The sequence below is a fragment of the Asticcacaulis sp. EMRT-3 genome, from assembly GCF_030027245.1.
Classification (GTDB): Bacteria; Pseudomonadota; Alphaproteobacteria; order Caulobacterales; family Caulobacteraceae; genus Asticcacaulis.
In genome coordinates, this window is sequence record NZ_JASERT010000002.1 from 19,321 (window position 1) to 34,329 (window position 15,009).

Consider the following 15,009-nt stretch of genomic DNA (forward strand, 5'->3'; position numbering starts at 1 on the left):
GTTCAACTCTGAACAAGCCATGCGCAGATCAATGCCGAAAAGGGAACGTGGGGGCAGAACACCGCTTACCCATCAATGGCGACATCTTCAAAGCCTATGTCGAGCAGGTTTTGATCCCGACGCTTTCACCTGGTGACATTGTTATCCTCGACAATCTGGGAAGCCATAAAGGCAAGGCGGTGCGAAGCGCCTTCCGCAAGGCCAAAGTCCACCTGCTGTTCCTGCCGCCTTACTCGCCTGATCTCAACCCTATCGAACAGGTCTTCGCCAAGCTCAAAACCCTCTTGCGAAAAGCCGCCGAACGCACGGTCGAAACACTGTGGAACAGGATCGGCAAGTTGCTCGACCTCTTCTCTCAACAAGAATGTGCCAATTATCTCAGAAACTCAGGGTATGCGTAAACCTAATCACAAAAGAGTCTAAGCTTTTGCGCGTTTAAAGCAATATGTGAATACGTATCCTGCTATTGGGCAGGCCCTGAAACCCACCGATAATCGGGCGGCAATTCTTCAGAGATTTCGTCGGCTGATATTTTTAAAAACCATATATAATTGAAAGTCTTGCCTAACTTATAGCGGGATACTGAACTTTTGAGGGCCACTATTTTGGCAGGCGGGATGTCAGTTCGGCGAAAATGCGATCCCGTTCGGGATTTGGGCCTTGAGCGAAATCGAGAAAGCCATGCAAGAGGGCAAGCCTGGTCAGTTCCAGATAGGTTCGGCCGTGATGTTCGTCCGGTTCTAGATAGGCGCCTTCGGCCCATTCGTTCCAGGCATTGATGAAGATCATGGGTTCAACCTGCTGACGGCGCAGCATGGCTTCGTGCGTCAGGAAGCGCAGCCAGGCGGCGTATGCCTTCGGACTGTCATTGACGAGCACATGGCCGCGCTCGCCACGTCGGGCGGTATTGTCCCACATGGGCGTACACCCGCGGTAGCGGACATAGTCTGTCGGTTTGGCATTGATGCTTCTGGCCGCCACGCCAACATAGTCTTCAACCTGCCCCGCAAAGGACGGATCCACACCGCCCATGCGTTCGGGGTCGATCAGCAGCCGATCCTTGTGCGGCGGCGTAAATTCGATGGCGGCGTCGAAGCCGTAAGGCCGGGGGTCACCATGCCCGAAGGATTGCATGGCCACCAGATGCAGGTCGGGCAGGCCGTGCTTTCTGGCGGCCTCACGAAAAGCCTGTGCGCTGGCGCGGGCGTCGGGGAAATCACTGACCTTGTAGATCGGCAATAGGGGCGCGGCTCCGACCCTGATATAGCGGGGATCCTTCAGCATTGGCAGCATGTCGATGATGAAGCGTTCTTCGAAGCCCGGCATATAGGCTTGCGGAATCAGTATCTCCGTGTCCGAACCATCCCAGCGCCGCGTCCAGTTTTCATTGGCCCAGCAGATGCAGAAGGGGAAATCCGGCCCCTTGTCCAGCCAGATATTGACAGGCTTTTCCAGAACCCGCCGACCTTCGAACCAGTAAACATAAAAGCAGAAGCCGCCTATGCCATATTCGGCCGCCAGCCGGGCCTGTTCGTGCAGGACATCCGGCACACGCAGGTCGTAATAGCCAAGATCGGTAGGCAGGCGCGGATGGCGATGATTGAACATCTGCGGACGGGCGCGCGCCACATTGCTCCATTCGGTGAAGCCCTTGCCCCACCACTGGTCATTTTCGGGCGTCGGGTGAAATTGAGGCAGGTAAAAAGCAATGGCGCGGACGGGTTCGCTTCCGGCATTTGCGGCGACATCCGAAAGAGGTTCGTCACTCTGCGGCTTGCGGATATGTGGTGTTTCTGCCGGTACAAGCCGGCGGTAAAACGCATCGAGCGCCTTGGCGGCGGTCATCCAGTTGAGCGCCTCAAGGGCAAAGCGCCTGCCGGCCTTGCCAAGGGTGCTGGCCAGTTCGGGCGCGCGGGCGATGAGTCTGATTTTTTCAATCAGCTCAGCCAATGTGCCATCGTACAGCTTCAGAACCTGTTCGCCATCCGTCAGGACTTTACCGATATTGCTGTCGGGCAGGATGACCGGCCTGGCGGACACAAGATATTCCGGCAATTTGGACGGAAAGCGATAATCGTTGAAAGCGTCGGCGCGGCCCGGCTGCACAAGGATGTCAGCCAGGGCCAGCAGTCCGGGCATCAACGAACGATCGACAAATCCAAGCTCGATACTGGCTTCACGGACAAGATCGCTGTCGGGCAGGTTCAGATCGGCATAATTCCAGCCTGTTCGCAGCAAACGGATTTTCAGGCCACACTGGCGCAGATAGGCCGTGGCGAGGTACAGATTACGTATGTCGTGCGCAATCGACGCATGGACATTGCCGCCGTAAAAAATGATGATCTCGTCTGTATCGATCTTATACAGTTCGCGACTGGCCGCCGTGTCTGCCGGAAGGTGCTCAAATTCCGGGTCGAAACCCGGCCAGAAGACCATGCCGGGGACATGCGCCGGCTTAAACTCAAGCAGAGGTTCGATCAGGCAAGTATAGCCCGCAGCCTTATCGGCAAACCTACGGTAATGGACGGGGTGCGACCTGTGATCGCCGGTTACCGCATCGAGATAGGGGCCGGGCAGGCGACGGATTTCGTCATACGTCAGACCGTTCAGTTCGTTCGACAGAATTTGCTCTTCATTGTCCTCCATGTGCAGCAAATAGGGACAGGCATGTATGTCGGCCAGCGCCTCGACGGCCTTGCGTACATGCTCGCGCGGCGACCAGGCATGTATGAGATCCACCGGGCCCGGTTCGGCGAAGGGCAGGTCGCCTGCCAGAGCATCCGCATATAATCTGACGGGAAAATCCGGCTTGTGATGGCGTTCGATCGTTTCGAGGCCTTCGGGGATGAGCACGACAATGTCATGACCCAGGCTTCCGAGCGCCCGCGCCAGACTGAAGACGTGGATGGCGCTGTTACCGAGGAAATTACAGTGTGAAACCAGCAGGATGCGCATATGTCAGACCACCGCCGCCATGCCACCGGGCGGACATAGAGTCGCTTCGTGTCGCAAAGGATATGTATCCTCGAAAAACTGCGTGTCGATGGCCGCGGCCAGGGCGTCGCGTTGACTGTTCCTTACTCTGGTTCCAGGCGGCGGTTTGATGAGCCTGTTGCGCCATCCGGCCAGGCTGGCGCGCCATGAGGCCTCCCTGACCGCCCCGTCAATCCCGGTATAGGCCTGCGAAAAGCCGCCCAGTTGTTGCAGGCGGGCCCTTGATATGACGGTAAAGGCGGCGTGGACCGTGGCGACGGTCTGTTCGTCATCGCTTGCGCCCTCATCATCGCCATCGCACATAAGCGACACGAATGCGATGTCCGGCCTGTCAGCGCAGCTTATAAGGCCGCGTAGCCATACCAGATCACCCTCCAGGGATTGGGGATTGGCGAAAAGCAGCCATTCGGCCTGGCCCTTGTCGATCAGGCTATGAGGCTGAGCCTGCCAGTCGACAGTTGCAATGGAAGGGCAGCCATAGCCGCCGCGCGTCAGAGAGGTGGTAAAATTATGCAGGTCTTCAGTCGTTACCGGCCCCTGGACAAACATATCGACCCAGATCATAGCTTCAGGAGGGCGCGATGCGGCAGATGATGTGTGTACAACCGATACGTCCCTGTCGAGCCGGGCCGGACACCCAGACGGAACGGTCACGGGCTGCCGGATGGAGGCAGGCCGGGGGATGAAGGTGGCGCCCCGTTGCACGTCCGCCGGGTCAAAATGCGAGCGGAAGCGGACATAGTCGCTGAGGGCGTCCATTCCGGTGGCGGCATTTTCTGAATTGACCTTTTGATAGGCGGCATCGATCAGCGGATGGAAATGGCGGCGTGTGCCGGGGGGCGACAACAGATAATGGCGCAACGGATCGCCCCCCGCGTCGGGATAATGGATCAGATAATAATCGGGATCGAAAGCCGGGCATGGACTGAGGCCTCTGGCTGCGCCGTTTTCGGCATAGTGGGCCAGCGCCCCCGCCGAGGCGTCGCTGCCACTCCGGGTCAGGTAGAAGCGCGCATTGAACAGCCAGTGGGCCGACCGGCCTTCCTTGTCGCCATAATGGATATAATGCGTCAGGGGATCGACGCCAGCGGCGGCCACGTCCGGAGCGTTTTCCAGATAATATTCCAGGTCGATCAGATGGTGGGGCCTCCGTCCGGCCTCCTTGCCAACGGCTATAAAGTCAGCCAGGGGCTCGATACCGGCGGCGGCGATCTGCGGGTAATGGTTCAGATACCAGATAACATCGAAATACGGGCCGGGATTACGACCTTCTTTCCAGCCATATCTCAGATAATGCAGAAAGGGATCCATGCCGCTGGCGGCAATGTCGGGGTTCTGGCGCAGGTAAAATCCGGGATCAAACAGCGTATGCGGCGACAGGGCGCGGTGCTGGCCGCCGCTGCGTTCGAGATAGTGCAGGACGGGATTTTCACCCTCGGGGAGATGCGACTGTTCGCGGTATCTTGACACCGAAAAAAGAGGATGGGGATCGGCATTTTCCGCGACGCCCTGACGCACATACAGTTCGGCGGCCTCAAGGCTGGACATCGGCGGCAGGCCCTTACTTTGCAGATACCAGGCCGGATCGAACAAGGGCGAGGGGCTGAGGCACCGGGTGCTGCCGATCTCGCAAAAATGCGCAAACGCATCTTCGCCGGACAGGTCTTCATCGAGCAGGCCGATATAATAGCCTGCGTCGAAAATGGCTTTGATGAAGGTGTCCTTCGCAGGCGGCTGTGTGATGACCGCGTCTTGTTGCGCAGCTTGCCTGGGAGTGAAAAACCTGATCATGCCGCCGTATCCGCCGCAGGATGAGACAAGGCAGACATACCCTGGCCCTGATCGCCTTCAATGGCGCGCCTCAGTGCGCTTAGGCCCGCATCAGTACTGTGTTCGGTGCGGACATAGGCCTGAGCCACATCGGCAACAGATTGCCAAGCCTTGTCGTTCAGTTGGTAAAGCCTGAGGGTCTCACGGATGATCTCATCAGCCGTATCGGCGATGAAGATGGATTTTCCCGGTTCGAACGGCATACCTTCGGCGGCGATGGCGGTGGCAAGCACGGGAACGCCATGCGCCATCGCGGCCAGTACCTTGCCCTTGGCACCCGCGCCGTAACGTAAGGGCGCTATAAATACCCGCGATCTGGCAAACCACGGTGCCAGCTCGTCAACCAGTCCTGTCACCTCGATGCGGCTACCTGCACGGGCCAGCAGGGCTGGTGGAGGATTGGCCCCCACCAGCAGCAACCGCGCCTGTGGCAGTTGCGCCGCAAGCCGGGGCCAAAGCTCATCGAGCAGCCACAGTGCGGCATCGAGATTGGGCGGATGATTATAGCCGCCCAGAAACATGATGTCGGTACGCGCCTGCGTTGCCAGTTGTACATCCACCGCCGCTTCGGTGAGCGGATAATAGATGATCGGCTGGGTAACGCCCTCGGCTTCAAGCAGGCTTTTTTCCGATGTCGAATGCACCAGATTGACGTCCACGGCTTTGGCAAGCGCGATTTCCCTGACCTTCATCTCCTGCGACTGAGCCAGCAAATCGGTATCCTTCTCGACGGCGGCCTGACGTTCCATGCGCAGATAGTGCAGATCGGCATTGAGGTAGAGGATTTTGGCGGCAGGGGCCAGCCTGCGGATCAGCTCCAGATTGCGCGCGGCAATGCCTGGCCGGATCAGATGCACAATCTCGAAGAGATCGCCATAGCGCAACAGGAGGCGCGACATGCCGGCCTCATAGGGCGCATAGAGGCACTCAATGCCGATGGACTGGAGATAGCCGGTCGCGTCGGGCTGAAACAGGAAGTTGTCTTCCGGCACGAAGCTGACCTTGAAACCGAGCGCCTGATATTGCTTCATCAGGGCAATCGTCGCTGCCGATCCGGCGTCGGTTGAGCGCGTCGGCGTTGTCGCATCGACGATCAGCACGCGCCGGGTCTTGTCCCGTTCCTTTTCAAGCCACGGCATCTCGCCATTCGGCCTGTGGTGATTCAGCACCCCGGCCCAGCGTGCCCTGAATTTGTCCGCATTGACAAGCTGATAGGCCTTGGCGCCCGTTGCCGTATCGGTGCCCGATGTCTTGCCCTCGTAATGGATGAGGCGCGACAGGGGCTGCATCACGACCCTCAGACTGGCCTTCCGCACGCGAAAGGCCAGATCGGTGTCTTCGTAATAGGCAGGGGCATAGAGGGTGTCGAAGCCGTCAAGCTGCTGCCACAGGGCGCGCGGCAGGGCGATGGCAGCGCCCGACACATAATCGACCTCACGGGCGTAGCTGTAGCGTGGCCGGTTGGGATCGTCATTGCGGCCATAATTCCATGCCGATCCATCCTGCCAGACGATACCGCCCGCCTCCTGCAAGGCACCATCCGGATAAAACAGCTTAGAGCCGGCAAGCCCTGTTCCGGGAAAATGCCCGAACGTGTCGATCAGATGATCGAGCCAGCCTTCGCAAACGCGCGTGTCATTGTTCAAAAAGACGATAAAACGCCCCTGGGCCAGTTTCGCCGTAGCATTGCAATTGGCGATGAAGCCTGCATTGACCGGGTGACGCTGATAGGTCAGCCCGTCAATGCGGCCAAGCCATTGCGCGCTTTCGTCAAGAGAAGCATCGTCGCCGACGATGATTTCAAAACTGTATTTCGATTCATGCCGAAAAAGCCCGTCGAGACAGTTCAGCGTATAGGCCAGTTGGCCATAGACCGGGATGATGATCGATACATCAGGCGCGCCGGAACAGGCGGGACGGGCGCGGCCCGCGGTGCCAACCGCAGCGGTGGCGGCTTCCCATTGCGGCTTATCGCTGAGAAGGCTATGCGCGGACAGAAAGGCTGCCGCCAGACCGGCTTGCGCGATGACCGTATCATCGGGGCGTACATCATAGGGCTTGAGATCGCCCCTTTGCATTTTTTTGTCCCGGCACGGCCAGGCCAGGGTTTCAACCCCTTCGATTTTCGGCGTGGCCATAGCTTCGAGAGCCGAGGGCAGGTCGAATTCGTCCTGTGTCATCTCCCCCGATACGTCATATTTTTGCGCCATGGAGCGTATGAAAAGATCGACACGCGCCGAAGGCTCGACATGTCTTTGTTCAATGCGTCCATATTTCAGATAATGGACGAAGGGATTGACACCTGAGCGGCGCACATCGTCGTGGGCGAGCAGATAATAGCCGGTATTGAAACCGGGCGCGGGATCAAAATAATCGGCGACGCCGAACAGAACATAATGGCGGACGGGCGACAGGTTCGCCCACGGCGTCTCCTGCAATTGCAGCGCATAAAAGGCCTCGTCGAAGGGGCTCCGGCGCAGGTAGCGCATCGCCAGATAGGCCATGAACGCCGCACGCAGGCCTTGTCTGCGCAGTAGGCGCATCGACCAGACGGCGTCGCCGATCCAGTCTGTCATGGCCGCGCCGAAATCCGGGCGTCTTTGCGCCAGGCTATAGCGCGCCACGAACCGGTACAGGGCCTCGATTCGATCTTCTGGGCGATCTTCTGGGCGGTCTTCTGGCGCGCCCGCCGCCTTTGACAGGGCGGCAAACTCATGCACCAGACGGGCACCTGCGGATTGCGGCTTCATGGTCATAACAGAGCGGTCAGATTTTCCGCGAAGTTTTCATCGGAATATTGCGCCGCAGCGACCACGGCCCTGGCCGACAGGGCGTCCAGCTCTTCAACCGGCAGCCGACACAGACGTCGCACGATGGCGGCGGCTTCCGCAATGGTGCGATAGGTAAAGCCGCAACCCGCCTCTTCGACGATCTCCTTCGCACCGCCCGCGTCATAGACAATAGGGATACAGCCATGCGCCATAGCCTCAACCACGGAAATGCCGAAATGTTCCTGCCTTTCCGGCACGGCTGTCAGGCTGGCCTCGTAACCACAGGCGTGGATATACAGATGCGCCTGTGTCAGTTGGGTTTCCAGCACCGGCCTTGAGGCATTCATTTCGATCCGCACGTCGGACGATATGTCCTGAATCATCTTGACGTAAGCCGCCTGGGCCGCCGAGCCGTTAAAGCCGCCCACCAGAGTCAGGCCTGCGCCCGGAATGGTTTTTTGCACCTCCCTGAACACCTGCGCCGTAACGTGCTGGTTCTTGGCATGGCCGCCCCGTTCAAACCGCCCGACCGAGATGATGGAGGGCGCTGTGGCGATGGTGCTGAAATCCTTTTTAGGTGACGCCTGTACTGCGACGGGCGGAAAAAGAACGCGGACGGGCGTGGATTTGCCAATATCCGCCAGCTTTTGTTCAACATTTTTCAGCGTGAACCGACTGTTGCACATATAGGCATCGATATTATCGATGCGCTCGAACTGATAATAGTCCTGGTAATGTGCGGGGAAGGGGAACTGACAATGATAAATATTCTTCGCGCCCGACATTTTGACCGGCGGCACCAGCGCATTGCCCATGACGATCATGAGATCGGGCGCGGAGGCTGTGTATAAGGCATCTGCGGTTGCCAGCCGGAGCGAGCTGTCCGGTGCCAGCGTAATGCCGAGATCGGCCATGACAAAGGCGATGCGGTCACGGCTGACCATCCGTTCCCCGCACAGGGTGACATTATGGGTGCGGCTCAGGGCAGCGACAATGGACAGAATATAGCGCTCGCCGCCGCCAATACTGATGGCATAGGGCGTATAGATAACGGCATTGGGTCGTTGCGGATAATGGTTGGTGAAAGCGGGCATATAGGCCGCTACCGAGCGAGGCTTGTAGGATTTGGGGGTATATTGCCAGCGCCTTCTGAAGGTGTTCCGGTTGCGGTCGATCTGCGACATGAAGCCGCCGCCCAGAAATTCCCGCGTCGTGGCGTTTTCGACGTGGATCACATAATGATCATACAACAGATCGATCTTGTAGCCGGCGGCGCAGATGCGCTGGCACAGGTCGGTGTCTTCAAAATAAAGCGGCTCATAGATATAATCATATCCGCCGACATCTTCCAGAACGGAGCGCCGCACACAAAAGCTGGCGGATGAGATATATTGCGTCTGCACGATCCCTTGCCGGGGCGCATTCTGCATATGATCCTTCAGCGGCGTATGTTTGTAGTCCTGAATTTGCTGACCCGACCCCGTGATCGCCCCGCCATATTCCTGCAAGGTGCCGTCGGGAAACAGGAAGGGCACGCCACAGGCCGCGGCTTCCGGTGCCGAATCCAGATGCGCTACAACTGCCGCTATCGTGCCGGGGCCGACATAGGCGTCATTGTTCAGGAAATAGAGGTATTGGCCACGCGCCATATCCTTGGCGACATTATTGCCTTCGCCGAAGTACAGATTGGTTTTCGACCGTATAAAGCGAATTTTGCGATGCTTTTTAAACAGGTGCAGCAGCGCTTCGGCTTGCCAGGAATCGCTGCCATTGTCGAAGACGATGATCTCGGTGTGCTCATCGGAATTCAGGGCGGCGGAGACGGCGCTGAAATAGGTATGGGCCAGCTTGTTATAATGCAGAATACAGACGCTTGTTTTGATCTCCGCGGCCGCCGGTGAGGCCGATGTCAGATAATCTGCGATTATATCGATCAGTTCGCGGCCCAGGATCGGCTTATCCAGAGCGGTCACCGGATATTTGCCCGAGGCGTATTTCAGGCAGTTTTGCAGACATTGCACGCTCAGTTCATCGGTAATGGGCGCATGGCTGAAGACGATGAGCGGGTGAGGGGGCAGGAGGGGGTCTGTCTCCATAGCTTCCGGATCGTCCGCAACCGTCTCGTTGATGCTTTCCGCAGCGGGGGTCGGCAAGGCGAGCGCTTCGCTGGCGTTCACGGGATTGACGCGATGGTGGTAGTCTGCGGCGTCGAAAAACGGGCTCATCAGCGGCGCGCTGTCGGGCCAGTGCGCCAGCGCATCTGACCAGGCGTCGCCGAATTCATAGGGCGGCGTCGGCAGGCTGCCATAGATGGCCGCAAAACGCAGGTCGCAAAGTGGATGTGGCCAGCCGCCGGTGAAATTTACCAGCAACAGATAGTCGATCAGTTCGTTCTCATAGGTCAGGCCCGTGCTCGTCCTGCGATAAAATGCCGGCAGGAAAAATGTCAGGCTTAAATCCATCAGCGAACGGTCGGGATCAAAAAGACCGGCTACCCAGTGATAAAGGCTGGTGCTTCCTGAGCGCAGGAAATCATCTTCGCAAACCAACGGGCTAAAATCACACCAGACGCCATCTTGCAGGCGGTTGAGAAACAGATAGATGGCGTCTTCGGACGCACAATTATGTTTCCAGCAAAAATAATTCAGATTAAACAAAGGGCCGAAAAGCAAAGGCGCCGCACTTTTGTAGCCGAATTCGACAAACAGCAGATTTTCCGGCACCATGTCCTGATAGAGTCGCTTCAGTATAGCGGGATTCATAAAAGGACTGGGCGACAGGCCCGCCTTACTGCCCGTTGTGCCGTAATGCCCTATGGCCTCTTCCATATTTGTGAAGGGCTGGGATTGTTTTTGGTAATACGCAAGATCGAACAAAAAATCGTATCGGATGCCTTGTCCATTGTCGCCAACCTCGCTGGGAGCAACAGGTTTGGGTTTTAATTTGCGCACAATTTTCTTGATGGGAGCCAGCGACATGAACATCTCTATAAGTTTTGTACGAGCCAAAGGAGCCTGTCCTTACGCGGATCGGGTGTCAGCCGGAAGGCCGATTTTTCTGAAATAATTTATCTCATTCATCGTCATTGGCCGTCAACCTTAAACCGGTAAGCCGCGGCCATTCACAGGTTTTGTCGGACTCGCCGCCGATTTCGCCTTGATATGATTATAAAAGCTTGTCAGTGTCGCCACATAAGGCGGCAGAAGATTTAATGCCTGCTAATCTGTGGTAACCATCTACTCAGCCGAAACCAGAACGTTCACCCGGCTAGCGGCCTCCCGTTCTATGACGATTACAAACAGCAAAGCCATCTCATGATTTCGTCCCCCGTTCTCGCTAAAATCAAAGCGCTGGCGGATGCGCCTATTGTATATGAACCCGAAGCCCTGCGCATTAAGCTGGAGCATTCTGAGGCGCGCATTTCTGTCTCCGGTGACAATTTCCAACCGGAATCAGTCGTAGGGCTGGATATAGGTGCCGATGGCGCTTTCTCAGTATGGCTGTCCCAAAAAATAAGTCCGAGTTTTGGGGAATTATTGCCTCTCCGCATCACGCCAGTTTTGACTCTGATCGACGCTTATCTGGCGAATCCTGACAAGACGAGAACAGGGTTCGTGCATATGAATATCGGCGACCATACTGTGTGTCCCGGACTGACCTTCTGCAGCGCCGACAAAAGCAGTTTTCTCATTCCAGATAGCATATTTCTGGAAACATATGGATATGAAGCTTACAAGACCAAGGTTGATCAACTGGCCCTACCTTGGGAGCAGCGCCTGCCTGCGGCGATCTGGCGTGGCGCGACGACAGGGCCTTATGTCAGCGACTGGCGCGATCTGCCGCGCGTCCGGCTTTGCGCCATTGCGGCGGAAAATCCGGATCTGATCGATGCCGGCATCTCCTGGCTGGTACAGGGTTTTGAGGGACGCAAGGCCGAGCTGGAAGACGCAGGCTATATGCGCGACTATATGTCGGCCGAGCAGTTTTGCCGGTGGAAATATCAGATCGACATCGATGGCAATACCAATTCCTGGCCGGGCCTGTTTCAGAAACTGCTCAGCGGCTCGCCGGTCATTAAGGTCGGCACGCCCTACCGACAGTGGTATTATGACCGTTTGATCCCCTGGGAAAACTATGTGCCCTGCCGTGAGGATATGAGCGATCTGGTGGCCCAGATCAACTGGTTACGCGAGCATGATGATGAGGCGCGCGAAATCGGTCGGCGGGGACGCGAGCTGGCTCTGTCGATGACATATGAAAACGAAATGCGTATGGCCGCGCCGATCATTTCAGATGCGCTGGCCGCGCAGATGACCTATGGCCGGATCTTTGAACCTACCTATTCACAAGAGCGTCTTTATACGAGTCACGGCAGCATATTGACCTTCGATCCTGAGAGCAGGCAATGTCAGCAGACATCGGCTATGCTTCTGAAACGCGCCGCACCGGTGATGCCGCTCATTGTTACCAGCACAGAGGGCGGTCTAAGGCTTGTAACCCTGGATGGCGATCGCGTGCAGGCGATCAATGCGGATGGTTATACCTATCTTGAGTCTGCTGACGCCACTGGGGAAAACGAAGTTTGCGTGGAGATCGTGGAAACGGCCGATCAGCAAAGCTATGCGTTTAAGGTAGGCGAAAAATATTTATGCGCCGAAAGTGATGGGCGATTGACTGTTTCGCGTGTTTCCGTCGGGCCGTGGGAAATATTCAGTCAAAAAGCGATGGGGGAGCAGGTCAGGGCTTAGAGCATGTTCCGATCGGATTAGATTAGAGCGACGCTCTAAGACCAACTTGCGCAGACCAGTCCCTATTTTGGGTGCAGGTTGATATTAGAGCGGTCTGCATTCTGATTGAATCGGTCAAAGGCATGCAAACCGCTCTACATTTTACATTTTTCCGCATCTCGCATTCAATTTGTAAGTCAAATTAAACGCTCGTAGCTCTAGCTTTTTTGCAGCTCAGGTGCCGCCATTCTTCTTTGTTCAGGTGGGCTCGCCGCATTCTCGGTGACGCGCTTGCCAAGTTGCGATGAGTTCTCGTCATCGCAACTTGGTATCAGAACCTGGCTCCTGAGAACCAAGAGAATTGAGCGAGCCAATTGAATCTGTTTAATACTCTAAATTTTTGTGACTGATCAGACCTACCGGACATGATCCAGAAACCACTGATACGTCGTTTCGATCCCGTGCCGGAGATCGATTTTCGGTTTCCAGCCCATAGCGCGCAGCTTATCGGCGCTCATAAGCTTGCGAGGCGTGCCGTCCGGCTTGGACAGGTCGCGGACGATAGCGCCGGTAAAGCCCACGACATCGCAGACCATCTGGGTCAACTCAAGAATCGTGACATCCTCGCCCGATCCGACATTGACGTGCTGATCGCCGGAATAGTTTTTCAAAAGAAAAACAAGGGCGTCGGCGCAATCATCGCAATGCAGGAATTCGCGCCGTGGCGTTCCGGTGCCCCACATAACGACCTCGCTATCGCCGCGAAGTCTGGCCTCATGCACTTTGCGGATAATGGCGGGCAAGACATGGCTCGATTTGAGATCGAAATTATCGCCGGGGCCATACAGATTGGTTGGCATGGCCGAAATATAGTCGTCGCCATATTGTTTGCGATAGGCCTGGGCCAGCTTGATACCGGCAATCTTGGCGATCGCATACCATTCATTGGTCGGTTCAAGCGGGCCGGTTAGGAGCGAGTCTTCCTGAATGGGTTGCGCCGCCATCTTGGGATAGATGCACGACGAACCGAGGAACAGAAACTTGCCGACGCCGGCCTCATGGGCCGCCTGTATGATGTTGGCCTCGATCATCAGGTTATTGTACAGAAACTCGGCCGGCAAGGTATCATTGGCCAGAATGCCGCCCACCTTGGCGGCCGCCATGATAACCGCGTCGGGCTTTTGCGATTTGAAAAACGCCTCAACATCGCTTTGCCGCATCAGATCGGTCGCGGCGCGATCGCTGGTGATAATTTCGCAGCCTTCTGCGGTCAGACGGCGCGTAACCGCGCCGCCAACCATGCCTCTGTGGCCGGCAACGTAAACACGCTTGCCGTTGAGATCGTATAATGTCTCAGCCATTATCTCAGGCTTCCTTCATGACAACGGAGGTTTGCATGACCTTCAGATCCTCGCGCACCATTTCCGCCGCCAGTTCGCGTGGCGAGGTTTCGTGCACCCAGCCGAGTTTTTCTTTGGCCTTGGTCGGGTTGCCCAGCAGCAGCTCGACCTCGGTGGGGCGGAAATAGCGGGCGTCGACCTCGACCAGGCACTTGCCGGTTTGGGTGCAATATCCCTTCTCTTCAACGCCCTTGCCCTTCCATTCCAGCGTCACGCCGGTTTCGGAGAAGGCCCATTCCACAAACGTGCGCACAGGCGTGGTGACGCCCGTGGCCAGAACATAGTCCTCGGGCGTATCTTGCTGAAGCATCAGCCACATGCCGCGCACATATTCACGCGCATGGCCCCAGTCGCGCTGCGCATCGAGATTGCCCAGATAGAGCTTATCCTGCTTGCCAAGCTTGATGGCGGCCACAGCGCGCGTGATCTTGCGCGTGACGAAGGTTTCGCCGCGCAGCGGGCTTTCGTGGTTGAACAGGATGCCATTGGAGGCGTGCATATTATAGGCTTCGCGGTAATTGACCACGATCCAGTAGGCATAGAGTTTGGCGGCGGCATAGGGCGAACGCGGATAAAAGGGCGTGGTTTCGCTTTGCGGTACTTCCTGAACCAGACCATAGAGTTCGGATGTCGATGCCTGATAGAACCGGGTCTTGTTTTCCATTTTCAGGATACGAATGGCTTCCAGCAGACGAAGCGTGCCTATGCCATCGGCGTTGGCCGTATATTCCGGGGTTTCAAAACTGACCTGAACATGGCTTTGCGCCGCCAGATTGTAGATCTCGTCAGGCTGGGTTTCCTGCACGATGCGGATCAGATTCGTCGAATCCGACATGTCGCCATAGTGCAGCATGAATCTGGGATCCTTGGCGTGGGGATCTTGATAAATGTTCTCGATACGCCCTGTATTAAATGAGGACGAACGGCGTTTTACACCGTGAACAACATAGCCTTTTTCGAGCAGAAGCTGCGCCAGATATGCGCCGTCCTGACCTGTTACACCGGTAATTAATGCAACCTTATTATGCGCTTGCGCCATAGATTTCCTCAAACATGAAACGTATCTGGTCGATTTGAAATTTACCTTGACCATATGATCTTGCTGAAAACAACCCTGTCAGACATAAAATAATGGCGCTCCGGCTCGTTTGAAATGATGAAATGGTGATGTGAATGGATACACGTTAAATCTGGCTGGATTTCAAGGAGACTGGCGCCTTATTCCTGAGCGGATGCCAGAGGGGGAAAGGTCTTGGAATTCGGGATTGACCGGTTTATGAAGACGTT

The 15,009-nt window shown here is 56.5% G+C and carries 7 protein-coding genes and 1 pseudogene; 2 read left to right on the forward strand and 6 right to left on the reverse strand.

Going from position 1 to position 15,009, the window contains the following annotated elements; translation table 11 throughout:
* Nucleotides 1-68: 68 nt before the first annotated feature.
* Nucleotides 69-401: pseudogene (locus tag QB905_RS13505) on the forward strand (transposase); the annotation flags it as partial.
* A gap of 199 nt (nucleotides 402-600) precedes the next feature.
* Here QB905_RS13505 and QB905_RS13510 read toward each other — a convergent pair.
* Genes QB905_RS13510 through QB905_RS13525 form a run of 4 tightly spaced genes read right to left on the reverse strand, consistent with a single transcriptional unit; the run spans nucleotide 601 to nucleotide 10,471 of the window.
* Nucleotides 601-2,955: a glycoside hydrolase family 99-like domain-containing protein gene (locus QB905_RS13510; RefSeq protein WP_282975654.1), complete on the reverse strand. Its 2,355-nt coding sequence runs from the start codon at nucleotides 2,953-2,955 to the stop codon at nucleotides 601-603.
* 3 nt (nucleotides 2,956-2,958) lie between these two features.
* Nucleotides 2,959-4,785 (reverse strand): glycosyltransferase family protein, encoded by a 1,827-nt coding sequence (locus QB905_RS13515; protein ID WP_282975655.1) that lies wholly within the window; start codon nucleotides 4,783-4,785, stop codon nucleotides 2,959-2,961.
* The gene (locus QB905_RS13520) at nucleotides 4,782-7,574 is read right to left on the reverse strand and encodes a glycosyltransferase (RefSeq protein ID WP_282975656.1); all 2,793 of its coding nucleotides are present in this window, start codon (nucleotides 7,572-7,574) and stop codon (nucleotides 4,782-4,784) included. The genes QB905_RS13515 and QB905_RS13520 overlap by 4 nt, the downstream gene beginning before the upstream one ends.
* A 2-nt stretch (nucleotides 7,575-7,576) precedes the next feature.
* Nucleotides 7,577-10,471: a glycosyltransferase gene (locus tag QB905_RS13525; RefSeq protein WP_282975657.1), complete on the reverse strand. Its 2,895-nt coding sequence runs from the start codon at nucleotides 10,469-10,471 to the stop codon at nucleotides 7,577-7,579.
* Between the two features lie 438 nt (nucleotides 10,472-10,909).
* Between QB905_RS13525 and QB905_RS13530 the strand changes: the two genes are divergently transcribed.
* Nucleotides 10,910-12,343 carry a glycosyl transferase family 90 gene (locus QB905_RS13530; RefSeq protein ID WP_282975658.1) on the forward strand — a complete coding sequence of 478 codons (1,434 nt, stop codon included), beginning with the start codon at nucleotides 10,910-10,912 and terminating at the stop codon, nucleotides 12,341-12,343.
* Nucleotides 12,344-12,738: 395 nt separating this feature from the next.
* Here QB905_RS13530 and fcl read toward each other — a convergent pair whose 3' ends face one another.
* Together fcl and gmd are read right to left on the reverse strand one after the other, a co-directional pair.
* On the reverse strand, nucleotides 12,739-13,683 hold the full coding sequence (gene fcl, locus QB905_RS13535) for a GDP-L-fucose synthase (protein ID WP_282975659.1): 945 nt from the start codon (nucleotides 13,681-13,683) through the stop codon (nucleotides 12,739-12,741).
* A 4-nt stretch (nucleotides 13,684-13,687) separates the two neighbouring features.
* A complete protein-coding gene (gene gmd / locus QB905_RS13540; protein WP_282975660.1) occupies nucleotides 13,688-14,761 on the reverse strand; it encodes a GDP-mannose 4,6-dehydratase in 1,074 nt (357 codons plus the stop codon).
* Nucleotides 14,762-15,009: the final 248 nt, after the last annotated feature.

Excerpts from the sequence above, each read along its gene's own strand:
- QB905_RS13510 (WP_282975654.1), bottom strand. The coding sequence starts at position 2,955 with ATGCGCATCCTGCTGGTTTCACACTGTAATTTCCTCGGTAACAGCGCC.
- QB905_RS13515 (WP_282975655.1), bottom strand. The coding sequence starts at position 4,785 with ATGATCAGGTTTTTCACTCCCAGGCAAGCTGCGCAACAAGACGCGGTC.
- QB905_RS13520 (WP_282975656.1), bottom strand. The coding sequence starts at position 7,574 with ATGAAGCCGCAATCCGCAGGTGCCCGTCTGGTGCATGAGTTTGCCGCC.
- QB905_RS13530 (WP_282975658.1), top strand. The coding sequence starts at position 10,910 with ATGATTTCGTCCCCCGTTCTCGCTAAAATCAAAGCGCTGGCGGATGCG.
- fcl (WP_282975659.1), bottom strand. The coding sequence starts at position 13,683 with ATGGCTGAGACATTATACGATCTCAACGGCAAGCGTGTTTACGTTGCC.
- gmd (WP_282975660.1), bottom strand. The coding sequence starts at position 14,761 with ATGGCGCAAGCGCATAATAAGGTTGCATTAATTACCGGTGTAACAGGT.